General features: G+C 53.9%; 20 protein-coding genes and 1 riboswitch. Of the genes, 1 reads left to right on the plus strand and 19 read right to left on the minus strand.

Annotation, left to right across the window (positions count from 1 at the left end):
* The 18 genes from AC0LWN_RS31330 to AC0LWN_RS31415 form a co-directional block, all read right to left on the minus strand.
* Nucleotides 1–936, minus strand: a complete 936-nt coding sequence (locus tag AC0LWN_RS31330; RefSeq protein ID WP_474672360.1) for a gluconeogenesis factor YvcK family protein — start codon at nt 934–936, stop codon at nt 1–3.
* Nucleotides 937–992: 56 nt separating this feature from the next.
* Entirely contained in the window at nt 993–1892 is a 900-nt protein-coding gene (gene rapZ, locus AC0LWN_RS31335) for an RNase adapter RapZ (RefSeq protein WP_019914361.1), read from the minus strand.
* Nucleotides 1893–1938: 46 nt separating this feature from the next.
* Complete coding sequence (locus AC0LWN_RS31340) at nt 1939–2889, minus strand: ROK family glucokinase (RefSeq protein WP_474672304.1); 951 nt, start codon at nt 2887–2889, stop codon at nt 1939–1941.
* Between the two features lie 212 nt (nt 2890–3101).
* Nucleotides 3102–4361, minus strand: coding sequence for a DUF438 domain-containing protein (locus AC0LWN_RS31345; protein ID WP_474672306.1), 1260 nt, complete (start codon nt 4359–4361; stop codon nt 3102–3104).
* Between the two features lie 39 nt (nt 4362–4400).
* Nucleotides 4401–4628 carry a DUF1858 domain-containing protein gene (locus tag AC0LWN_RS31350; protein WP_474672308.1) on the minus strand — a complete coding sequence of 76 codons (228 nt, stop codon included), beginning with the start codon at nt 4626–4628 and terminating at the stop codon, nt 4401–4403.
* Between the two features lie 287 nt (nt 4629–4915).
* Nucleotides 4916–6595, minus strand: coding sequence for a phosphomethylpyrimidine synthase ThiC (gene thiC, locus AC0LWN_RS31355; protein ID WP_474672312.1), 1680 nt, complete (start codon nt 6593–6595; stop codon nt 4916–4918).
* Between the two features lie 116 nt (nt 6596–6711).
* Nucleotides 6712–6818, minus strand: a riboswitch (TPP riboswitch).
* 64 nt (nt 6819–6882) lie between these two features.
* Nucleotides 6883–7836, minus strand: coding sequence for a thioredoxin-disulfide reductase (gene trxB, locus AC0LWN_RS31360; protein ID WP_474672316.1), 954 nt, complete (start codon nt 7834–7836; stop codon nt 6883–6885).
* Nucleotides 7837–7934: 98 nt separating this feature from the next.
* The gene (locus AC0LWN_RS31365) at nt 7935–9668 is read right to left on the minus strand and encodes a tetratricopeptide repeat protein (protein WP_474672318.1); all 1734 of its coding nucleotides are present in this window, start codon (nt 9666–9668) and stop codon (nt 7935–7937) included.
* A gap of 228 nt (nt 9669–9896) precedes the next feature.
* Nucleotides 9897–10847 (minus strand): ribose-phosphate diphosphokinase, encoded by a 951-nt coding sequence (locus tag AC0LWN_RS31370; protein ID WP_458967095.1) that lies wholly within the window; start codon nt 10845–10847, stop codon nt 9897–9899.
* Between the two features lie 24 nt (nt 10848–10871).
* Entirely contained in the window at nt 10872–11699 is an 828-nt protein-coding gene (gene hisJ / locus AC0LWN_RS31375) for a histidinol-phosphatase HisJ (RefSeq protein ID WP_474672321.1), read from the minus strand.
* Nucleotides 11700–11713: 14 nt separating this feature from the next.
* Nucleotides 11714–12412 (minus strand): bifunctional phosphoribosyl-AMP cyclohydrolase/phosphoribosyl-ATP diphosphatase HisIE, encoded by a 699-nt coding sequence (gene hisIE, locus AC0LWN_RS31380; RefSeq protein WP_474672324.1) that lies wholly within the window; start codon nt 12410–12412, stop codon nt 11714–11716.
* Nucleotides 12409–13167: an imidazole glycerol phosphate synthase subunit HisF gene (gene hisF, locus AC0LWN_RS31385; protein WP_474672326.1), complete on the minus strand. Its 759-nt coding sequence runs from the start codon at nt 13165–13167 to the stop codon at nt 12409–12411. Before hisF ends, hisIE begins: the two co-directional genes overlap by 4 nt.
* Nucleotides 13168–14202: 1035 nt before the next feature.
* The gene (gene hisA / locus AC0LWN_RS31390; protein ID WP_474672328.1) at nt 14203–14940 is read right to left on the minus strand and encodes a 1-(5-phosphoribosyl)-5-[(5-phosphoribosylamino)methylideneamino]imidazole-4-carboxamide isomerase; all 738 of its coding nucleotides are present in this window, start codon (nt 14938–14940) and stop codon (nt 14203–14205) included.
* A gap of 93 nt (nt 14941–15033) precedes the next feature.
* Nucleotides 15034–15642 (minus strand): imidazole glycerol phosphate synthase subunit HisH, encoded by a 609-nt coding sequence (hisH, locus tag AC0LWN_RS31395; protein ID WP_474672331.1) that lies wholly within the window; start codon nt 15640–15642, stop codon nt 15034–15036.
* A 1-nt stretch (nt 15643) separates the two neighbouring features.
* The gene (gene hisB / locus AC0LWN_RS31400) at nt 15644–16255 is read right to left on the minus strand and encodes an imidazoleglycerol-phosphate dehydratase HisB (protein ID WP_474672333.1); all 612 of its coding nucleotides are present in this window, start codon (nt 16253–16255) and stop codon (nt 15644–15646) included.
* Nucleotides 16245–17552 (minus strand): histidinol dehydrogenase, encoded by a 1308-nt coding sequence (hisD, locus tag AC0LWN_RS31405; protein WP_474672336.1) that lies wholly within the window; start codon nt 17550–17552, stop codon nt 16245–16247. Before hisD ends, hisB begins: the two co-directional genes overlap by 11 nt.
* A 23-nt stretch (nt 17553–17575) precedes the next feature.
* Nucleotides 17576–18217, minus strand: a complete 642-nt coding sequence (gene hisG, locus AC0LWN_RS31410; RefSeq protein WP_474672338.1) for an ATP phosphoribosyltransferase — start codon at nt 18215–18217, stop codon at nt 17576–17578.
* Nucleotides 18218–18219: 2 nt separating this feature from the next.
* The gene (locus AC0LWN_RS31415) at nt 18220–19464 is read right to left on the minus strand and encodes an ATP phosphoribosyltransferase regulatory subunit (RefSeq protein ID WP_474672340.1); all 1245 of its coding nucleotides are present in this window, start codon (nt 19462–19464) and stop codon (nt 18220–18222) included.
* 322 nt (nt 19465–19786) lie between these two features.
* Here AC0LWN_RS31415 and gntK point away from each other — a divergent pair, with 322 nt between their 5' ends.
* The gene (gntK, locus tag AC0LWN_RS31420; RefSeq protein ID WP_474672362.1) at nt 19787–21316 is read left to right on the plus strand and encodes a gluconokinase; all 1530 of its coding nucleotides are present in this window, start codon (nt 19787–19789) and stop codon (nt 21314–21316) included.
* 108 nt (nt 21317–21424) lie between these two features.
* Here gntK and AC0LWN_RS31425 read toward each other — a convergent pair whose 3' ends face one another.
* On the minus strand, nt 21425–22576 hold the full coding sequence (locus AC0LWN_RS31425) for an acyltransferase (RefSeq protein WP_474672342.1): 1152 nt from the start codon (nt 22574–22576) through the stop codon (nt 21425–21427).
* Nucleotides 22577–22749 lie beyond the last annotated feature (173 nt).

A 22749-nucleotide genomic window follows, 5' to 3' on the forward strand; every position in this document is an offset into this window, starting at 1 on the left:
TTATCTGGAAATCCAATTCTGTACAAGCTGGTAAATGTGGTGACTGAGCTTATCTGTATCATGCCTCAGATAGGTCTTGAATAATACCAGCTTGTCGGCAATAACCTTGTAGCCGTTGCCGTCCACAGCATCACGGTCAAGCTGCACGGGGCGGGCACCCTTCTCTGCATACTTCACCTGGACCTGCTCGGGAATCTCACCGTCATTCACGATCACGTAATCGAACAGATGCAATCCGATGTGATCATATACCGCCTGAAGGTGGTCACTAACCGTATAGTTATCTGTTTCACCGGGCTGGGTCATCACATTGCAGACAAAAATTTTGATTGCATCCGAAGCCACAACCGCCTCAGCAAGCTTCGGCACCAGCAGGTTCGGCAGAATACTGGTGTACAGACTGCCCGGACCGCACAGGATGGCGTCGGCATTGCGGATAGCTTCCAGAGCCTCCGGCAGCGGTTCCACATCGGCCGGCTCCAGGAAGACGCGTTTGATAACACCACCGGCTTCCGGGATTTTGGACTCACCGGTAATAATACTGCCGTCCGACATCTCAGCATGCAGCACCACAGCCTCACCGGCCGCAGGCAGCACACGGCCGCGCACGGCGAATAACCGGCTCAGCTCCCGGACCGCGGTGACAAAATCACCGGAGATATCCGTAAGCGCCGCCAGAATCAGATTGCCGAGGCTATGCCCGGCCAAGCCTTCACCGCTGCTGAAGCGGTATCTCATGATCTGGGCCATGAGCGGTTCTACATCAGCCATCGCAGTCAGTACATTGCGGATATCGCCGGGGGGCGGCATTTGCAGCTCACTGCGCAGAATCCCGGAGCTGCCCCCGTCATCGGCCACAGTGACTATTGCTGTAATATCAAGCGGCTTTTCCTTCAAACCGCGAAGCATAACAGACAACCCCGTACCCCCGCCCATAACGACGATACGCGGGCGCTGTCCTTGTTCTTCAGCCACTATTGATCCCTTCTCTCTTAATGCCGATCACGCTCGGAATCCCGGTGGCTGACCGCTACCGATTCCGTCTCGCTAACCCCCAGCATTTTGCCCAGATATTCAGCGATTGCCACTGAGCGGTGTTTGCCGCCTGTACAGCCAATGCCGATAATGATCTGCGATTTGCCTTCCTTCCGGTATTGCGGAATCAGGAAATGAAGCATATCCAGCAGCTTGGTCAGAAATGTCTGCGTCTCGGGCCACTTCATTACATAATCATAGACTTCATTGTCCTGGCCCGTCTTTGGCCGCAAATGATCCACATAGTGTGGATTCGGCAAGAAGCGGACATCAAACACGAGGTCTGCATCTATCGGAATGCCATATTTGAAGCCAAACGAAGTAATATTGACGGAGAGTGTGCTTTTACCTAAGTGGGAAAAGCGCGATACAATCTTCTCCTTCAGTTGTGCCGGCTTCATGCTGCTGGTGTCCAGACACAAGGTGGCCGAATTCTTCAGCTCCTCCAGCATCTGGCGCTCCAGACGGATGCCGTCCAGCGGCATGCCTTGCGGCGCCAACGGATGATGCCGCCGGCTCTCCTTGTAGCGCTGTACAAGCACGGAATCCGTCGCATCCAGGAACAGAATCTCGAACCCGATCGTAGACTCGTCTTTGATATAGGCTAGCGATTCCGACAAGGCTGTGAAAAACTCCCGGCCGCGCAAATCAATAACGAGCGCTACTTTGGCGATTTTCCCTTTCGACTGCTCGATCAGCTCGGCGAATTTGGGAATCAGCACCGGCGGCAAATTATCCACGCAGAAAAATCCAAGATCCTCCAGGCTCTGCACAGCAATCGTCTTGCCTGCACCCGACATGCCCGTAATAATAATCAGGGTGGCACCACCGGTCGGTAATTGTTCCAGTTCGGTCATCGAAGCGCCCCCTCCCTATCAATAGTATATGAATAATTCCCGCTTCTTAAGAACGCAGCAAAAGACCTGCCGCACCAATAATACCCGCATCATTTCCAAGCTCGGCAGGCACAATAGTCACACCGGTCTGCAGCGGGGCAGGAGTCAGCTTGGCGAATACACGGCGAACCTCGTCAAACAGAATGTCACCGGCTTTGGAGACACCGCCGCCGACAATAAACACCTCAGGGTTAAGCACTGCTGCCACTGCTGCCATAGATTTGCCCAGATAGAACGCAGCACGGTTCACGATACGCAACGCCACTTCGTCGCCGGCTTTAGCGGCATCAAAAACCTCTTTGGCGGCAATTTTCTCAACCAGGGAGAGTGATGTGCGGTCGCCGCGTGCTACAGCATCATTAGCCATACGAATGATGCCTGTAGCGGAGGAAACGGTTTCCAAGCAGCCCATGTTGCCGCAGCCGCACTGGATGGCTTCCAGATCAGGTACTACAGAAATGTGTCCCAGCTCACCGGCCAGACCGGCAAACCCTTGGTACACCTTGCCGTTAATAATAATACCGCCGCCGACACCGGTGCCCAGTGTGTAGCATACACAATTCTCTACACCACGTCCCGCACCGCTCCAAGCTTCACCCAGCGCAGCCACATTAGCATCATTGTCTATTTTGACTGGCTTGTTCAATCGACCTTCCAGAATGGAACGGATCGGTACATCTCTGAAACCAATGTTAGGCGCGAGGATGATGATTCCTTCACGGATATTCGTAAACCCGGCCAGGCCCGCTCCTACACCGGCAAGCTGATCCCAAGAATACGGGGAGTCTTCCACAATCTGACGCACATACTTTTCGATATTATCGATGACGGCATCGACGCCATCCGCAGTTCCCGTAGGTCCCTCATAGGTATGAAGCAGGTTCCCCTCGGCATTGCAGATTCCAACCTTAATCGTGGTTCCACCTAAATCCACGCCAACGTAGATACTTTCAGACATGTAACAAGCCACCTTTTTCTATGCTAAAATAGTTATTCCTACGTACCCACTATAATAGAAGGCTTCTCTGCGGTCAAGGAAAGGCGATACACCCGGCTATATGAATACCGGAGCATTTTTGACAATAGCAGGAACTTCTTGGATTCACCAAAAAAGCCCCCTCGCGTTTCAGGCAAGGAGGCCGGGTGCGGCAAAGCTTATGATTCTTGCTGTTACTCTGATAAAATCCGTTTTTGACCCTCCAGCGCGCGGATCGGTGCAATATTCTGAGTGAATTCGAGCGTCCCCATATAGCGCCCTTCCTCATCGCGGACTGCAAAATAACGAATGTAGATAAATTTATCCTTTATATTAATCCAGAAATCCTCGGCATCCTTGCGGCCTGCCTTGAAATCCTCCAGCAGCTTTTCTACCACATGCACGCTCTGCGGCGGATGGCAGTTCTGCACTGTGCGTCCAATTACGGCTTTGGTGCGGGCGAAGATCCGTTCTTTCCCGTGTGAGAAGTAACGGACTACATCATTTTCATCAATAAATGTCAGGTCTACCGGCAGATGGTTCAGCACCGTTTCCAGCTGATGCAGCGACAAAATACCTGTCTCGAAGCGGATAAAGCCCTGCGGGGAAGCTCCCGCCTCTACCTTCTGTTCTGCAGCTCCTTCCGGCTCGGCCGCACGCTCGGGAATCCATTCCTGCTCCGGCGCAGCCAGGCAAAAGCCGATTTCATCGCTCTCACGGGCGATTTTAACCCATTCGTCTTCCGTCAGCTTCTCAAGGGCCATCGGCAGCAGAATATTTTCTTCCTTAAAGATCATTTCATTGACTTCCTGAATAATATTCGCCAGTATTGCGCTGATCTCCTCAGGTTGACCGTTGTACGGGCTGAGCGCCGCCTTGGCTTCTTTGATCATGTTCCGGATGCCGTCATCCACGCCCCACATAACCTTCGTCGGACCGTAAATACCGTATTTCTCAAGATAAGGAAACAGCAAATTCTCCTTGCGGCTATAGTGCTTGTCAAGATCAAGCAGCAGGCTCAAATCCTCCAGCAGCTTGAAGATGATCTCTTCACTGGCGTTCTTCTGAAATTTACCGGCATGCAGCTCCAGACGGAAGTTAACCAGGCGTTCGATCTCGCGGTTCTCCAGCTTGAAGGTATGCACCGGATGGCCCGGCTGCTCTTCAGGTTTGTTAGAGCGATGAATTTCCTCGATGGAGCCCTTGAAAATAGCCGTGTGCACAGAGCACAGGCGCTGCACCTCCGATACGGGGATTCCCTCCTCCGTCATCAGCGAATGCTCCATCGCGGAAATTTCCGCTACTGTGACGTCACCAACAGCCTCTGCGAAGCGCGCTTTGACCTCCTCCACACTTTTCCCGGCATGCAGCTCCTTAATGATCTCCTTAAGCATGGTCTGGCGGCGTGTCTGCTCAGGAATATTCGCTTCACGATTGTTAATCAGTTCGCTCATTGTTCTCTCTCCTTTTAACTTTGGATTTATAACTGCACTCTATTCAAGGAACTCAAAGCCGTGGCGCTCAAAAGCCAGCCGGACGGTTTCAAGATCCATTCTCTTTAATTTGACTCCTTTGGATAAGGTCATGAACCTGCCGGCCGTCTGCAGCATTCCGGGCCTCGTAATATCGTGGAAACCCAGCTCCACCATAATGTCTACGACCTCCGGATGCCGGTTCACCAACTCGAATATGGACTCCTCCAGGCTCAGCTTTTTGCTCATGTGCCCTCCTCCTCCAGCTTTGCATCTCACTAATTGATAACCTTTCTCAACAACAGCTTAGCACAGGGCATATAGGCAGATTGTGATTGTAATCACTAAGTTAAAAAAAGAGCTGCACCCAAGTAGAAACGGCTACGCCGTCCATATAAGGACGGCATCCGTTTCAGCGAGAAATATAAGAATAAAGTATAGGGTGAAACTTATACTTTTTTATATTTACAAAAAAGCTGCCTCCGTCAGCCTTTTACGGAATGGGAAACAGCCTCTGCAATATTAGAAACTTTACTTTATTTCATGGAATTTCGAATACCGTGCGAAATCCGCATGCTGCAGAATTTAGGACCGCACATGGAGCAAAAATGCGCAAGTTTAGCTCCTTCCGCAGGCAGAGTCTCATCGTGATATTCCAGTGCCCGCTCCGGGTCCAGCGACAGATGGAACTGGTCACGCCAGCGGAACTCGAACCGCGCCTTGGACAGCGCGTTGTCCCGTTCTTGCGCCCCTGGATGCCCTTTGGCCAGGTCGGCAGCATGTGCTGCGATTTTGTAGGTAATGACACCCTCGCGCACATCATTCTTGTTCGGCAGTCCCAAGTGCTCCTTGGGCGTAACGTAGCAGAGCATGGCTGTTCCGAACCAGCCGATCATCGCGGCACCGATTGCAGAGGTAATATGATCATAGCCAGGGGCAATGTCTGTGGTCAACGGACCGAGCGTGTAAAAGGGGGCCTCCTGGCAAAGCTCCAGTTGCTTATCCATGTTCTCCTTGATCTTATGCATCGGCACATGGCCCGGACCTTCTACCATTACCTGAACATCATGCTTAGAGGCCAAGGCTGTCAGTTCACCAAGCGTCTCCAGTTCAGCGAACTGGGCTTCGTCATTGGCATCGGCAATGGAACCGGGGCGCAGACCGTCCCCCAGGGAAAAGGCCACGTCGTATGTCTTCATGATCCCGCATATCTCTTCAAAATGCGTATACAGGAAATTCTCCTGCTGATGAGCAAGACACCATGCTGCCATAATCGAGCCCCCGCGCGAAACAATCCCTGTCATTCGCCCGGCAGTAAGCGGAATATAACGCAACAGCACTCCGGCATGAATGGTGAAATAATCCACACCCTGCTCCGCCTGTTCGATAAGTGTGTCCCGGTACAGTTCCCACGTCAAATCCTCGGCTATGCCGCCCACCTTTTCCAACGCCTGATAAATCGGCACAGTGCCAATGGGCACAGGAGAGTTGCGGATGATCCATTCACGGGTAGTATGAATCTGCTTGCCAGTGGAGAGATCCATAATGGTATCAGCACCCCAGCGGGTGGCCCATCTCATTTTCTCTACCTCTTCCTCAATTGAAGAAGAAACGGCGGAATTCCCGATGTTCGCGTTAATCTTCACCAGAAAATTACGGCCGATGATCATCGGTTCACTCTCCGGGTGGTTAATATTCGATGGGATGATTGCCCTCCCGGCAGCCACCTCATCCCTTACATATTCCGGCGTTGTGTTCTCACGGATTGCAATGAACTCCATTTCCGGTGTAATGATGCCCTTCCGCGCATAATGCAGTTGGGTTACATTTCTGCCTTTAGACGCTCTTAAGGGACGCCGCAGCAAACCGGAAAAGCCTTCTGCCTCCAAAAAGTCTGCCGTATTTCCGTCATCACCGGCCTGCTTCATTCGCCCTGCGTATTCCTCCGAATCCCCGCGCTCTGCAATCCAGCATAGACGGTGCGGCGGCAGTCCTCTGCGGACATCAGTTTCTACAGCAGCATCGGTATAGATCCCACTCGTGTCATAGACACGCAGCGGTGCGTTATCCTCATCACCGGCCACACCCTCGGTTCGGCTCAGGCTGATCTCACGCATTGGGACTTGAATATCCGGGCGCGAGCCCTCCACATAGACTTTACGGCTTGCAGGGAACCCCAAAAGACTTACTTCTTCCTTCTTCACTGTTTCTGACATCTCTTCTCCTCCTCCAGGCTCTGGGAGCCAAGTTGCAGACAAGAAAATGCAGCAAAAAAGCCGCTCCACCTGGAGCGGCTTTATCTATGAACAGCCAAAAAAGACTGCGCTCAATAAAAGGTCCGGCTCCACTTTCCTACGCTGGTATGATCCAGATCAGGTTCAAGGGTCCGGGAATTCAATTTTCCCGTCTCAGCCCATTCAGGCTCCCCTAGTGGGTATCTTATCTGATTACATTCAATCTACTTGCCATGGTGTTTTTTGTCAACCTCGGCGTTGCCCAGCTATTATTTATCCAGTGTTTCGCTCCAGTCATGCACCATCGTGCCTTCCAGGTACTTCTCCGCATCCATCGCAGCCATACAGCCGGTTCCCGCTGCCGAGATCGCCTGGCGGTAACGGGTATCCTGCACGTCGCCGCAAGCAAACACGCCCGGAATATTGGTTTCCGTTGTCCCCGGATTCACCACGATATATCCATTCTCGTCCGTTGTAATCTGACCGCCCAGGAAAGCCGTATTCGGCGTATGTCCGATAGCGACGAATACGCCGTCCGCTTCCACAAGCTCCTCAAGACCTGTCTCGTTGTTGCGGACCGTCAGTCCTTTAACACCGGAATCGCCGAGGGTTATTTCAAGCGGGGTCCGGTTCAGCGCCCAGGCAACCTTGCTGTTCCCGCGCGCCCGGTCCTGCATAATCTTCGAAGCGCGCAGCTCCGAACGGCGGTGGACCAGCGTTACGCTGGAAGCGAACCGTGTCAGGAAGCTGGCTTCCTCCATCGCAGAGTCGCCGCCGCCGACTACGATAATCTTTTTGCCGCGGAAGAAGAAGCCGTCACAGGTTGCACAAGTGCTGACACCGCGTCCGACGTTCTCCTGTTCCCCCGGTATGCCTAGATATCTAGCCGACGCACCGGTCGAAATAATAACCGTTTCCGCCTCCAGTACGCCCAGGCCATCCACGGTGATTTTGAAAGGACGCTGCGAGAAATCGACGGATTCCACCCAGCCGTTCTTAAATTCAGCACCAAAGCGCTCCGCCTGCTTGCGCATATTGTCCATCAGATCCGGACCCATAATCCCTTCGGGAAAGCCCGGAAAGTTCTCCACCTCTGTCGTCGTTGTCAGCTGTCCTCCCGGCTGCAAACCCTCAATTACCAGCGGGTTAAGATTCGCACGCGCCAGATAAATCGCGGCAGTCAGACCGGCAGGACCTGTTCCGATTACAATTGTTTTGTACATTAGTGTGGCCTCCTCACAAGCGGATTTAATTTAAGAAGCAATGGTCTTACTGGCTCCACCAAAGCGGGTGGACCCTCTGCGGGCAACTGGAGCTATTCTCAGATATTTTCGGTAAAAGGGGGTAAAATACCCGCCTCCGGTCCATCATCCCCGATGCCGCATTCGCTTTGGATCCGCCGCGCATAGCGGCTTACCATAGAGACGGAAACCCCGTAACGCTGGGCGGCTTCACGGTAGGTGACAGGACGGCCGTGCAGCTTCGCAATCAGATACTCCAATGCCGCGCACCAGCCTCCGTCATGCCGGAACAAAGGTACATCCGGGTACAAGCTGCCTATGAACTGGCGCCAAAGGAGCTCGGCAGCCTTCTTCTGAACGGCATCATATCTCCGGTCCATCATGGCTACTGTATGATCAATAATCTGCTGCCAGTCCTCTTTCCACTCTGGGGGGCCTTTATGGCTTGGTGCAGCAGTGTGCTGTACCCCCTTGGATGCCGGGTTCTCGTCCGGGCTGCCGCCAATCAGCCGCTGCAGGTTTATGAGAGCGTCCTCCTGCAGCGGCTCTTGCCCAAGCCCGCCCTGCAGAGCGCCGGAGATTTCTTCGTCCTCGATCCAGCGGAGCGCCTCCGTTACTTGAAGCTTCGTGTTCGCGTCGCCGTAGCGCAGCGCCCAGAAGAACGAAGCCCGCAGCAGCGGATTATTCCGTACTTCCTCGGTGAATTTATCTGTGTTGTCCTTCCACTGCTTAAGCTGCTCCTGAAAAGGCAACTGATAATTGTAGCTGACAGGAGCCATAGGCCGGCCTTCAGCCTGTGCCAGCTGCAGCTGTGACAGGAAAAATTTCGGCACAGCCGATTCCGGGTCCAGCTTGGCAGCCTGACGCCAGCAGCGTACAGCTTCACTGTACAGGCCGCTGTTGCTAGCCGCCGCCGCACAGTAATGATACAGGCCGGCATCTCCACCGACCTCCTCGTCCTTCAGCAGGCGGCGGAAATGACCGTAGGCTGTTCTATGCTTACCCAGAATCCCCATCGTCGTAGCCATTTTAAACACATGCTCCTGATGAAAAGGCACTGTGGCTTCAAGCATGCGCAGCAGAGCGGCGAGCTGGTCCTTGTCACCTGCATACTGCAGAAAAATTGCCATATTGCAGAGCGCATGCAGATTGCCCGGATCCTGCTCCAGCACCTCGGCCAGGCATTCCTTGGCTTTCATAAACCTGCCCATATAAAAATAGGCAAGAGCCAGATTGTTACGCGCCGCCAGAAAATCCGGGGTGTTCTCGACAATTTCTTCAAGCAGCTTAACCGCTTGCGGAAACTTTCCTTCTTCCAGGAGGCTCCGGGCCCGGTCGTGCTCCACTAAGCCTTCCCGGCTGCGGATACGGACAAGCGGCGCAGGACGGTTCAGCTCATACTGCAGCAGCTCCATCAGCTCTTCGGACTCAGCCAGAAACTCCCCGCGGGCATCCTCCTCCAGATACGTCATAAGACTGCGTTCCGCCTCTTCAAAGTTTTCCATATTAGCAAAGTTATTAGCCATATAGAAATGGCATTCTGTCATTGCAGGATCAATCTTTTCCAGCACATGGGTCAAAATGTCGTTGGACGCCTCATAATTCCCCATCTCAGATAATATACCCGCCATATTGCAATGATTCACCGGGTTCTCCGGCTCATATTCAACAGCTTTGCGGAAATTCTTTAATGCCTTATCATATTGAAAGCGGTCCAATGACCGTACAGCTCTCTCAAAGAAAAAATTGGCATCCAGAGTGACGGGAATAACATTTCCGTTCCCCGCATCATTCTCTGAAGTTCTCTCTATCATGGAAGCAAGGCACCTCCCTTTATAAGCTTCCTAATTCTCACGAAAAATAGGAGAGCAGCGGCAAACGGCCTGCCCAGGCTCCTATTTACGCCCCTTCGTTTCCATTTCTGGTCTCGACTGTCTTCACACAGTATACCACATGTTCCATGGGGATTCTCAAGATCAAAGGCAACTCTTCGGGAGGAAAAAGCTTGAAAGACCCGGCTTCCGACAGAAAAGACGCAGAAATTAAATTTCTGCGTCTCTGAACAGCTTATCTATAGAACCGCCTTCGATGATAATACGTGTGGCCTCTGCCAGCATAGGGGCTACGGACAATACGGTGAAGCGGCTGGAATGATCATCCGGCAGCGCGATAGAATCGGTAACAATCACTTCATCTATATTGGGATGATCCATACGGACAATAGCGTCCCCGGAAAATAATCCATGCGTGGCGCAAACAATGCTGTTCTTAGCCCCCCGCTCCTTCAAGCCTTCGACCACATTTACAATCGTTGTTCCCGTATCAATCAGATCCTCAATGATGATAGGGGTCCGCCCCTCTACATCACCGATCACATGGGTGATGACCGATTCGTTATGCGCCGGACGTTTCTTGATCATAATCGCGAACGGGGAATCGAGGCGGCTGGCCAGCTTCTCGGCCATAGAGGCGCGGCCGGCATCTGGAGAAACGACAACCAGATCCGTCAGCCCTTTCACCTTCAGATATCCGCTGATCAGATCCAGCGCCGTCAGATGATCCACCGGAATGTTAAAAAAGCCTTGAATGGCCGCCGCGTGCAGATCAATCGTTATCACGCGGGAAGCTCCTGCAGTGGTAAGCACATCGGCAACCATCTTGGCCGATATCGGCTCACGCGGCGCGGATTTGCGTTCCTGCCGGGCATAGCCGTAATAAGGAACAATAATATTTACAGTTCTTGCTGATGCGCGTTTGGCGGCATCAATCATAACCAGCAGCTCAACGAACAACTCATTAATGGGATGCGCGAGGGATTGCACCAAAAATACGTCACAGTTCCGGATGCTTTCTTCATAATGCACATAAATCTCGCCGCTCTTGAAGCGGGTCAGCTTAATCTGGCCCAGCGGGGCACCCAGACGCTCCGCAATATCTGCGGCCAGCTTCGGATTCGACGAACCGGAAAAAATACGCAATTGATGATGATGCATTATTACCCTCCTGAGGATCAAAATTTATAGTTCAAACGGAACAGTTGTACGAAGACGGCCCTCAAACACCGCCAATTCACGGAAGCCTGTGCGCCATAGCAGGCTCCGCGCTTCCTGCAGGCCGTCTCCCAGCTTCATTGGATCATGGGCGTCAGACCCCAAGGTGAGCGGAATATTCAGCGCCAGCGCCTGCTGCAGCACATGCTCCGCCGGAAACATCTCGGCGCAGGGCTTCGTCAGCCCGGAAGCATTAAGCTCCATGGCAATCCCGCTGCTTGCTATTGCCTTCAGCGCATCCAGCTCCAGCTCTCTTACCTCGGCTCTGTCTTCCGGGGTCTGCGGACCGTAGCCGAACCGTTTGATAACATCCATATGTCCTATAATATCATACAATCCCGATAACGCCGACTTTCGTACTGCATCATAATAACGACGATAGACCTCCATCACATCCTGGCCTTCCCAGCCATGAGTCTGCCGGTAGTCCGTAATGTCCCATTCCCCCAGAAAATGAACTGAGCCGATCAGATAGTCCCAGGGATACGGTGACAAAAGCTCGCGGATCTGCTCCTCATAGCCTTCGATATAATCCGCTTCCAGCCCCACCCGCAGCTCAATGCTTCCGCGATAGCGCTCCTTCAGCGTCAAGCATTCCTCCACATAGCGGGGAAGCTCGGAGAGCGGCATGGCCATCTCCGGGTAGTAGCTCTCCGGGTCCACATGAATCAGCGGCAGGTGGTCCGACAATCCAAGCTGCTGCAGGCCAAGCTCAATCCCGCGCTGCACATACTCTTCAAGCTTGCCTACTGCATGGCCGCAGCGTTCATGATGGGTATGGTAGTCAATACGCATGCTGAGGCTCCCTCCTAATCGCGGCGTGGCCGTTCATGGCGGGCGCTAAGCTCATCCATAATTTCATCCAGCGGGAGCTTGCGCTCCTGCAGCAGCACCAGCAGATGGTAGATCAGATCGCTGACCTCAAGGCGCAGCTCGGCATTATCTTTATTTTTGGCGGCGATGATCGTTTCGGAGGCTTCTTCGCCCACCTTCTTGAGAATCTTATCAACACCTTTGTCGAACAGATAGGTCGTATATGCACCTTCCGGACGCTCGGTTTCACGCTCGGCAATAACCCGCTCCAGTTCGCCTAATACGGCAAAACGTTCACTGTCTGCGGCTTTGGTTCCGCTCACTGCTGGCGGGGTGCTCAGCGGAAGCTCGCGGAAGAAGCAGGAGGTTTCTCCTGTATGGCAAGCCGGTCCTTCCGGCACAACCTTCACCAGCAGCGTATCGCTGTCACAATCATAGTGAATCGAGGTAATCGCCTGGGTGTTGCCCGAGGTTCCCCCTTTATGCCACAGTTCACCGCGCGAGCGGCTCCAGAACCAGGTCTGTCCGCTCTCCAGCGAGAGCTTCAGCGACTCCTTGTTCATATAAGCAAACATCAACACTTCCAGACTGTCCGCATCCTGCACCACGGCAGGCAGCAGTCCGGCTTCATTCCAACGGATGCCATCCAGCACTTCTTGCTGGCTCAAGGCTTTATTTTGCTCATTTTCACTCATCGGATCTCCACCCCTTTTTGCTTCAAATCTGCCTTCAAATCATGAATCGCAATCTCTTTATAGTGAAAAATCGTCGCCGCCAGTCCCGCATCGGCCTTGCCTTCGGTGAACACATCGTAAAAATGCTCCGTCTTCCCCGCTCCCCCGGAAGCAATCACAGGAATGGTGAGCAGGTCGCTGACCGCTGCGGTCAGCTTCAAATCGAAGCCGTCCTTGGTGCCGTCGGCATCCATACTGGTCAGCAGAATCTCGCCCGCCCCCAGACTCTCGGCCTCCTTAGCCCAGGCCAGCGCACGGATACCGGTGGGCTTACGCCCGCCGTGCGTGTATACCTCCCACTCGCCCCATGCCTCATTATATTTGGCATCCATCGCAACCACAATGCACTGGGCGCCGAAACGGCGCGCCCCTTCCAGAATAAGCTGCGGATTGTTGACCGCCGCTGTATTGATGCCGATTTTATCCGCACCGGCGCGCAGGATGCGCTTCATATCCTCTGGCGTGGAGATGCCGCCGCCCACTGTGAAGGGGATGGCGATTTCGCCTGCGGTCTGCCGCACCACCTCAACCATTGTAGCCCGGCCCTCCACGGAGGCGGAAATGTCCAGGAACACAAGCTCATCCGCACCTTCCCGGTCATACAGCGCCGCCAGCTCCACCGGATCGCCGGCATCACGCAGATTCACAAAATTCACGCCTTTAACTACCCTTCCGTCTTTTACATCCAGACAGGGAATGATGCGTTTGGCTAACATGAAATTACCCCTTTCCATGAGTTTTCGAGTGAAAACCTTTTTTCGATCCCGCTAGGGATTTCGATCCCCCTAAATCCCCCTTAGCCAAGGGGGACCCCAAGGGCCCCGGCCCTCTGGACACCCGGATGGCTGGCGTGGGCAGGGGGCTGTATGCTCCTGGGCTGCTGTGTGCTAGGAGCGCTAACCCCTGCGGGGCCGCTTGTAAGGTAGAGCGACTGCAAGGGCAACACCCTAACCTTCGTGTTCCACGGTTGCCCCTGGCGGGTTGGCGGCTTCGCACCGCCTGCAAGAAGATAAACCGCGCAGAGGCGAACTGGATGGCAATAGTTAAACTTCGCAGGGACTACATATATGGCAATAGATAAACCGTGCGTGGGCTACCTATGTAGGCAGTACACTAACATTATCTGCGGCTTGAGCGCAACCTCAACATGACTGTACTTTTTACAACAGATGACCGCCAAATCAACCGAAAACCCGAATCTATTGCACGAATTACAGCAGAAGACGATTCAACGCATAACAACTAGATTTCTATTGCAGAAAGTGCAATCACTTAAAAAGTCTCTATAGTTGACCAACATGACCTTGAGCTCTAATTGCATAACGTGCAGTTATTTGCTCGTTTTTTTGACAATAGAGGCGCTTAAATGTATTTCGTACAATTAAACTTGGGCGTTTTCGTACTAAAGGGCGAAATCCCCATTTATAGCTGTATGAAATGCAATTAAAGAGCATATCCTGCGCTTTAGGCTGAGAATAGTTGTACGAAGTACAGTTAAGCATCTGGATAGTTTCGACCGTATGTACTCCCTACCTAGATCGTTACCCGTTACGTTCGTAAAAGGATGACAGCAATGCATATTGAGCGGTTCATTGAAGATGTCCGCGCAAAATTTCAACGTCCCATACCGGGTTGGTGGATGGCCACAACCTTCCAAAGACTCCATCAGCATGCACCAATGTTCATCTACTCCCAGCCAGCGCAGCACTCGTTACGGTCCAGCTGCTATACGCCGGCGTAACGAATCTTCCCTACTTCCCGCCCAGCGCCCGCAGCGCTTCCACAAGATTAATATTGCCGGTGTACAGCGCTTTGCCGACTATCGCACCGCCAATACCGCTACCGCTATGCGCGCTCAGCCGCAGCAGATCATCCAGACTGGTGACACCACCTGAGGCAATGACTGTTTTGCCGCTGGTAGCGGCCATCGACAGGATACCCTCAATATTCGGCCCCTGCATCATACCGTCGCGGGAAATATCAGTGTAAATGAACGTTTCCGCACCTTTTGCCGCAAGCTCCTTCGCCAGATCCTCGGCGCGCACCTCGGAGGTGTTCAGCCAGCCGTGCGTAGCCACGTATCCATTACGGGCATCAATACCAATGGCGACCTTGTCGCCGTATTTAGCCAGCACCGCCTCTGTGAAGGCATGATCGTTAATGGCGGCTGTGCCAATAATGACCCGGCTGACCCCAAGGCCCAGCAGCTTCTCCACATCGGCAAGTGTGCGCAGCCCGCCTCCAACCTGAACGGGAACACCCGCATTTTTGGCGATAGCGCCTATGATCGCATCATTTACAGGATGGCCGGCCTTCGCTCCGTCCAGGTCCACGAGATGAATAAATTGCCCGCCCTGCTCTTCCCACGATTTGGCTACCGTCAGCGGGCTATCGTTATAGATGGTTTCCTGATTGTAATCACCCTGCTGCAGTCTGACGCATTTTCCATCCCGGATATCAATCGCCGGATATACGATAAAAGAAGACATGTGACGCTCCCCGCTTTCGTTACAATATAGTGATAGCGGGCTTACGCCCGCTCTCCCGTCAGCTCAAGTAGAAACGGCTGCGCCGTTACTTTCTTATATTTTCAAAAAATTGCCCAGCAGTTTGATTCCCAGCTCCCCGCTTTTCTCCGGGTGAAACTGCATGCCGAATACCTGATCCCGGCCAACAATCGACGTTACCGGATGCCCATAATCCGTGACAGCCAGCAGATCGCTCTCTTTTGCCACAGTGGCATGGAAGGAATGGACGAAATAGACATGCCCCTCTTCAAGCCCGGCAAACAGCGGACTCTGCGGCTGGAGGAATTCCAGCCTGTTCCAGCCCATATGCGGCACCTTGTAGCCCTCGCGGGGTTCAAAGCGCACGACCGAGCCGGGAAGAAGATTCAAGCCCTCGTGGGTGCCGTACTCTTCACTGCTGCTGAACAGCAGTTGCATCCCGAGGCATATGCCCAGCAGCGGTTGGCCTGAGGCGGCGGCTTTTTTGACTACAGCATCCAGCCCACTGCTCCGCAGATGCTCCATTGCATCGCCAAACGCACCGACTCCCGGCAAAATGACGCTATCGGCCGACAGAATCTCCCCGGCATCACCCGTCACAAGACTCTTATAACCAAGTCGTTCCACCGCCTTGCTGACACTATGCAGATTGCCCATGCCGTAATCGACGATTGCAACGGTCATCCTACAGCACTCCCTTCGTGGAAGGCACACCCTTTACGCGCGGGTCAATCAGAGTTGCTTCGTCCAGCGCCCGTCCCAGGGCCTTGAATATCGCTTCAATCATGTGGTGCGTATTCGAACCATAATGTACGATCACATGCAGCGTAATCCGGGCTTCGAGCGCAAACTTCCAGAGAAATTCATGCACCAGCTCCGTTGAAAAGCTTCCAACCTGCTGCGATGGATACGTAGCCCGGTATTCAAAATGCGGACGGTTGCTGATGTCAATCACAACCTGAGCCAGCGCCTCGTCCATTGGAATGAAGACATTGGCGTAGCGTTTGATGCCTTTTTTGTCGCCGAGCGCTTCACGCAGTGCCTGTCCGAGACAGATCCCGATATCCTCCACCGTATGGTGGTCGTCAATGTCGATGTCACCCCGAGCCTGCACGGACAAATCAAACTGGCCGTGCTTCGTGAATAAATCCAGCATATGATTCAGAAACGGCACATCCGTCTCCAGCTCCGAAATCCCGCTGCCATCCACGGCCAGGGAGAGCTTAATGTCCGTCTCGTTGGTTTTGCGGCTGAGTCCGGCTTGACGGACTGCCTGAGCCTCATTGTTATTTTCCATTCCCGTCTCCACCCTTCGCTTCGTTCTCTAGTCTGATCTCTATCGCCCGGGCATGACCCTCAAGCCCTTCACGGCGGGCCAGCTCGATAATCGTCGGTCCATCCTTCAGCAGCGCTTCCTTGCTGTAATAGATCAGGCTTGATTTCTTGATGAAATCATCCACATCCACCGGCGACGAGAAACGTGCTGTGCCGTTGGTTGGAATAATATGATTCGGCCCGGCAAAATAATCGCCGACCGGCTCCGAGCTGTACGGCCCCAGGAAGATCGCTCCGGCATTCTCGATGCTGCCGAGCAGGCCCATCGGGTCCGCTGTCACAATCTCCAGATGCTCCGGCGCCAGCCGGTTCACAACGGAGACCCCTTCCTCCAGCGACTCCACAACGATGATCGCGCCGTAGTTGTCCACGGACGCGCGCGCGATAGCCTCGCGCGGAAGCTCCTTAAGCTGCCGCTCCACTTCGGCAGCAACAGCCTCCGCGAGGCGCTGCGATGGCGTGACCAGGATGGCCGAGGCCATCTCGTCGTGCTCGGCCTGCGAGAGCAGGTCGGCCGCGACGCTGGCGGCCTCGGCGGTATCGTCGGCGAGCACGACGATCTCGCTCGGTCCGGCGATGCTGTCGATATCGACAGCGCCGTAGACCTCGCGCTTAGCCAGGGCCACGTAGATGTTCCCTGGCCCGCAGATCTTATCGACCGGCGCGATGGTCGCCGTGCCGAAGGCCAGTGCGGCGATCGCCTGCGCGCCGCCCACGCGGTAAATCTCGTTTACGCCGGCTTCGGCGGCGGCAACGAGAATGTAAGGATCGATGCCCTCCGTGCCGCCAGTCGACGGCGGAGTGACCATCACGATCTCCGGGACACCGGCGATCTGGGCCGGAATAACGTTCATCAGCACCGAGGACGGATATGCCGCCTTGCCGCCGGGAACATAGACGCCCACGCGCTTCAGTGGGCGGATGATCTGGCCGAGGATCGTGCCGTCCGGCTGCAGATCCATCCAGGAATTGCGTTTCTGCCGGGCATGGAAGGCCCGGATATTGGCCGCGGCGGCACGGATCGCCGTAACGAAGGACTCCTCTACCCGGTCGTAGGCGGCCTGAAGCTCTTCCTCCGTCACCCGCAGCTGCGCTGCCGTAAGCGAAGTGCCGTCGAAACGCTCGGTATAGCGGAGAAGCGCCGCGTCGCCTTCTTTTTTGATATCGGCCACAATTTCCTTCACGGCCTTATTCTGCTCCGGCGTTCCGTACTCCACTTCCCGCTGCAGCTTAAACTCCTTGCTAGATTGCACCTTCACCGCTGCTTCCCCCTTTTCCATCCTTAGCGTTTAATTCCCGGTTCCGTAATAACCGCCTGCAGGCGGTCACACAGCTCTTGAATCTCCTCATTCTTCATCCGGTAGCTCACACGGTTCGCCACAAGGCGGCTTGTGATCTCAAAGATGCTCTTCATCTCCACCAGCCCGTTGTCCTTGAGCGTCTGCCCGGTCTCCACCATATCCACGATCCGGTCAGCAAGGCCGATCAGCGGTGCAAGCTCGATGGAGCCGTTCAGCTTCACAACCTCCACCTGCTGACCCTGTTCGCGGAAATACCGCGAGGCCACATTCGGATATTTCGTCGCCACCCGCTGCTGAATACCCGGCTGCCAGTTCGGCAGGCCGATAATCGACATCCGGCAGCGCGCAATCCCCAGATCCAGCAGCTCGTAGACATCACGATTCTCTTCCAGCAGCACATCCTTGCCGACGATTCCGATATCCGCCACGCCATACTCCACATAGGTAGGCACATCGACCGGCTTCGCCAGAATAAATTCCATTCCCGCTTCCGGCAGCGAGACCACCAGCTTCCGCGACTCTTCGCCGTCCGGCGGAATCGGCAGGCCAGCCTGACGGAACAGCTCCGCCGCCTTATTGTAGATCCGCCCTTTCGGCATGGCCACCTTCAGTATCTGCGCCATAGTCATTGCCCCCCGCTCTCTGTTCCGTCCTTGCTTATATCAGTTGAACCAGATACTAGCGTATAAACTTCCGCATACTGAACGCCATCCGCTTCACACTTATCCGCGCCAAGCCGTTCCACAGGCTTAAAATCACCAGGCTCCGCTGCCAGCCGGGTCACAACAACATGACCTTCGGCCCGCAGACGCGAAGCCTCTTCAAGACCTTCTGTACGCCGCCCGGCATCATACTGGATAAGAATCGGCAGCTCTTCCGCTTCCGGCACACCGGATACGCCGTCCAGAATGCGGTTTGTCTTCAAAGAGAAGCCCGTAGAAGGAACAGCCCGCCCGAACTGCTGAAGCAGATTATCGTACCGCCCTCCGCTGCATACCGGGAACCCAAGCTCCGAAGCATAGCCTTCAAAAGTCATGCCCGTATAATACGAGAAGTCACCGATCATCGTCAGATCAATCAGCACATGCCGGGAGACCCCATACGACACCAGCACCTCCCACACCTTGCATAGATGCTCAATGGAGGCACGTGCAAGCGGATGGCTGCTGAGCTCCAGCGCCTGACCGCAGATTTCCTTGCCGCCCCGCAGGCGCAGCAGCCCGTCCAACTCATTCTTCTGCGCCTCGGACAGCTCAAGCCGCCGCAGTGTCTCGCGGAAAGCCACATAATCCCGGTTCAGCAGATGGCTCTTAAGCTCCTCCTGTGCTTCAGGAAGACCAGCTACCGCCTCTTGAAACAGCCCGTCGAGGAAGCCGACATGACCCATCGCGATTTTGAAAGACTTCACACCTGCGGCCTGCAGCGAAGAAATTGCCAGCGCTACAACCTCGGCATCCGCCTCCGGTGAATCGTCACCAACAAGCTCGACCCCAGTCTGGAAGAATTCTGCTTCCCGTCCCGCTTCCTCTTCAATCGCCCGGAATACGTTGGCGTGATAGGACAGGCGTAGCGGCAGCGGCTCATCTTTTAGCAGAGAAGAAACCACACGCGCCACCGGCGCCGTCATCTCCGAGCGCAGCACCAGTGCCTGACCGCGGTTGTTAAGCAATTTATAGAGCTTCTGGTCCGATGTGGAGCTGGCCACGCCGACCGTGTCGTAATATTCCAATGTAGGTGTAATCATCTGCCGGTATCCCCATCGGCTCATGCAATGCAGCACATCATTCTCTATCTTGCGCAGCTTGGCTACTGCACGCGGAAGATAGTCACGCACGCCGGCCGGCTTCTCGAATCCCTTCGGTTTGGACATCTTTACCTAGTCACCTCGCCAGATATCATCAATATTATGAACAAACACTTTACTATGGTACAGTGGTAGCAAATTAAAGTAATGGCAATATCGTATCACGGACTATCCTTTTACGTCAACCAAACCATTGTTATCTTGAGTGATCTCAAGGTTAAAATATACTATAAGATTAAATATACCTTTCTCCATAGCCAACGTACAGCGCTCCCGCATAAATCTAAACCGCTTGCATTTTACTCTTTACTAATTCCTGATTATAGGAGTAAGATTGCCTTTGAACTTTCCAAATAGAAAGAAGGTCTGGATATTGACTGCATCCTATATGATCGGCGTTGATATTGGAACCACAAGCACGAAGGCCGTCCTCTTTGAGAAAAATGGCAAAATCGCTGCTCAAGCGAACCAGGGGTACCCGCTGCACACTCCGTCACCGTCCGTAGCAGAACAGGACCCGGAGCAAATCCTGCAGGCCGTGATACATACCATTGCAAAAGTGATGCAGGACAGCGCAATCCCCCCGGAAGCTCTGCTCTTTCTTTCGTTCAGCTCAGCCATGCACAGTGTGATCGCCGTTGACAGAACTGGCAGCCCTCTTACCGCATGTATTACCTGGGCAGATAACCGCAGCGCCGCCTGCGCCGCCCGCCTGCGAGACGAGCTGGGAGGGCATGAGCTGTACCTGCGGACAGGAACGCCAATCCATCCCATGTCTCCGATTACCAAGCTAATGTGGCTGAGGGAGGAACAGCCGGAGCTTTTCCGGCAGACCCACAAATTCATTTCCATTAAAGAATACATTTTTGCCAAGCTGTTCGGGGAATATGTCATTGACCACTCCATTGCCTCTTCCACAGGCATGTTCAATCTGGAGAATCTCGATTGGGATATGGAAGCTCTGCGCATTGCGGGCATTACTTCGGATCGGCTCTCTAAGCCTGTTCCTACCACACAGATTATGCAGGGACTGCTTCCTGGACTGACAGAGAAGCTGAGGGTACTGCCATCAACCCCCTTTATCGTCGGAGCCAGCGACGGTGTTCTCTCCAATCTTGGCGTTGGCGCCATTCAGCCGGGTGTTGTCGCCGCTACCATCGGAACCAGTGGAGCCATCCGTACAGTGGTTGACCGGCCGCTTACCGATCCGAAAGGCCGGATCTTCTGTTATGCCCTGACAGAGAAGCACTGGGTTATCGGCGGCCCGGTGAACAACGGCGGGATGCTCTTCCGCTGGGTACGGGACGAGTTCGCCGCTTCCGAGGTAGAGACTGCCAAGCGCCTCGGCATTGATCCCTATGAGGTGCTGACACGCATTGCCGAGCAGGTGCCGCCAGGAAGCGGCGGGCTGCTGTTTCATCCCTATCTGACCGGAGAACGTGCGCCGCTGTGGAATCCCGATGCCCGGGGCTCTTTTTTCGGGCTTACGATGAATCATCATAAGGAGCATATGATCCGTTCAGTGCTGGAAGGTGTCATTTTTAACATGTACACTGTGCTGCTGGCTATGGAGGAGCAAATCGGACAGCCCAGCAAAATCCTCGCCACCGGCGGCTTCGCCCGCTCCGCGCTGTGGCGGCAGATGATGGCGGATATTTTCGGCCAGGAGGTTGTCATCCCGGAGAGCTTCGAAAGCTCCTGTCTCGGTGCGGTTGTGCTGGGGCTGTATGCAACCGGACTGACGGACTCCTTGGATATTGTGTTCCAGATGATCGGCTCTACCCATCAGCATCACCCGGTCAAGGAGCATACCAAGGTCTACAAACAACTGCTGCCGATATACATTTCCGTATACCGCAGTCTGGAGGACCAGTATCAAGCCATCGCCGAGTTTCAGCGTGGACAGGCAGACGAATAAGCCGCATTCCAGCATACCCGAAGCCAATTACAGCACAAAGCGCCGACCGTCCGCATCTTGCGGGCCGTTCGGCGCTTTTATAAATTCTAAGTTATGATTTCTCTACGTTTACATGGATGCTTTCACCGGCGGCTTCTGCGGTGCAGAGCCGAACAGAACCCATGCCGGCTTCATATAGCGGAAGAACAGAGCAACTACGAGCCATGAACCCAGCGTAGCTGCCAGCCACCCGCCGGCAATTGCAGCCGTGTACGCGAGGGAGCCCCCGTGGAAGGGCAGCTTTCTATAAAAGTAAAGCACTGCCGGATGCAGCAGATAAATGCCGAATGAACAGGCGCCAACGGAGAGCAGCATTCTCGTCAGCAGGCTGCGTCCGGCACCGTACAGCAGGAAAGACATCTGCAGCAGAACAAGACAGGAGAACAGCGCATGAAGATTGGAGAAGCCTTCGTACCACAGACTGTTGATCACAGCTTTTTTAGTATAACTATTAAACCACAGCTCAACATGAACAATCCCTGCAGCAGCCCATAACAGCCACAGCGCAATCCACCCGGCCCCTTTACCGGAACGCCAGCCTTCGCGGGAAGGAACCAGCCACTTTTTCAAAGAGCGGTAATAGACAGCAATCGCCGCCCCGAGCAGGAAATAAGAGAAATAAGTAATGGCCAGACTTCCCTTGGTCAAATGCCAATAGCCATGATTCGTCATGTATTTATTCAGGACCACGAAGCCCCATTGCAGCAAAAGCCCGATCACCGGGGCCCACGCAGCAAGACGCCGAACCTTTTGCAAGCACCACAATATAAGAGGGAACAGTACATAGAACTGGATAATTATAATGATATAGTAGAGGTGCGTATACGCCGTGCCGGTCAGCAGATATTTGGCGATTTTACGCGCCATCTCATCCGCAGGCATTCCCCAAGTATGGCCGGAGGTCATCTTCAAGATAAAGTACAGTATTGAAAATATAACATAAGGCACCAGAATGTAGAGCAGCCTTCTGCTGTAGAACTTCCCTAGTGTTTTTCCGCTCATCGGACGGTCAATATAGTTATAGAACAACACAAAGCCGCTCAAAAATACAAAGGAAGGCACAGCGAATTGGCTGAACTTGTTAATGAACAGAAACGGATGGAACATCGAGGTGTCCAGTGTTTCTGAGAGTGTGCGTGAAGTGGCATGAATAGCAATTACCGCAAAAATCGCAATCGCCCGAAATATATCAAGCTGCGGAATTCTTTCCTTTTGTCCCATTCAAATTCCTCCTGTTATGCTCCATAGCAGAGGTGCTTGTATCTATATAAGTTCAACTTCAAGTTCTCATATTGGGGTCTGGTCGTAACTGCGGGCAATGTTTGGACTTCCGGCCGCTGCCCGTCTGCAGATTTCTTGATTATTACCGCTCTTAGCGGATGAAATCCGCAGAC

The sequence above is a fragment of the Paenibacillus sp. sgz302115 genome (genome assembly GCF_056120445.1).

Excerpts from the sequence above, each read along its gene's own strand:
- AC0LWN_RS31330 (WP_474672360.1), bottom strand. The coding sequence starts at position 936 with ATGGGCGGGGGTACGGGGTTGTCTGTTATGCTTCGCGGTTTGAAGGAA.
- rapZ (WP_019914361.1), bottom strand. The coding sequence starts at position 1,892 with ATGACCGAACTGGAACAATTACCGACCGGTGGTGCCACCCTGATTATT.
- AC0LWN_RS31340 (WP_474672304.1), bottom strand. The coding sequence starts at position 2,889 with ATGTCTGAAAGTATCTACGTTGGCGTGGATTTAGGTGGAACCACGATT.
- AC0LWN_RS31345 (WP_474672306.1), bottom strand. The coding sequence starts at position 4,361 with ATGAGCGAACTGATTAACAATCGTGAAGCGAATATTCCTGAGCAGACA.
- AC0LWN_RS31350 (WP_474672308.1), bottom strand. The coding sequence starts at position 4,628 with ATGAGCAAAAAGCTGAGCCTGGAGGAGTCCATATTCGAGTTGGTGAAC.
- thiC (WP_474672312.1), bottom strand. The coding sequence starts at position 6,595 with ATGTCAGAAACAGTGAAGAAGGAAGAAGTAAGTCTTTTGGGGTTCCCT.
- trxB (WP_474672316.1), bottom strand. The coding sequence starts at position 7,836 with ATGTACAAAACAATTGTAATCGGAACAGGTCCTGCCGGTCTGACTGCC.
- AC0LWN_RS31365 (WP_474672318.1), bottom strand. The coding sequence starts at position 9,668 with ATGATAGAGAGAACTTCAGAGAATGATGCGGGGAACGGAAATGTTATT.
- AC0LWN_RS31370 (WP_458967095.1), bottom strand. The coding sequence starts at position 10,847 with ATGCATCATCATCAATTGCGTATTTTTTCCGGTTCGTCGAATCCGAAG.
- hisJ (WP_474672321.1), bottom strand. The coding sequence starts at position 11,699 with ATGCGTATTGACTACCATACCCATCATGAACGCTGCGGCCATGCAGTA.
- hisIE (WP_474672324.1), bottom strand. The coding sequence starts at position 12,412 with ATGAGTGAAAATGAGCAAAATAAAGCCTTGAGCCAGCAAGAAGTGCTG.
- hisF (WP_474672326.1), bottom strand. The coding sequence starts at position 13,167 with ATGTTAGCCAAACGCATCATTCCCTGTCTGGATGTAAAAGACGGAAGG.
- hisA (WP_474672328.1), bottom strand. The coding sequence starts at position 14,940 with ATGTCTTCTTTTATCGTATATCCGGCGATTGATATCCGGGATGGAAAA.
- hisH (WP_474672331.1), bottom strand. The coding sequence starts at position 15,642 with ATGACCGTTGCAATCGTCGATTACGGCATGGGCAATCTGCATAGTGTC.
- hisB (WP_474672333.1), bottom strand. The coding sequence starts at position 16,255 with ATGGAAAATAACAATGAGGCTCAGGCAGTCCGTCAAGCCGGACTCAGC.
- hisG (WP_474672338.1), bottom strand. The coding sequence starts at position 18,217 with ATGGCGCAGATACTGAAGGTGGCCATGCCGAAAGGGCGGATCTACAAT.
- AC0LWN_RS31415 (WP_474672340.1), bottom strand. The coding sequence starts at position 19,464 with ATGTCCAAACCGAAGGGATTCGAGAAGCCGGCCGGCGTGCGTGACTAT.
- gntK (WP_474672362.1), top strand. The coding sequence starts at position 19,787 with ATGATCGGCGTTGATATTGGAACCACAAGCACGAAGGCCGTCCTCTTT.
- AC0LWN_RS31425 (WP_474672342.1), bottom strand. The coding sequence starts at position 22,576 with ATGGGACAAAAGGAAAGAATTCCGCAGCTTGATATATTTCGGGCGATT.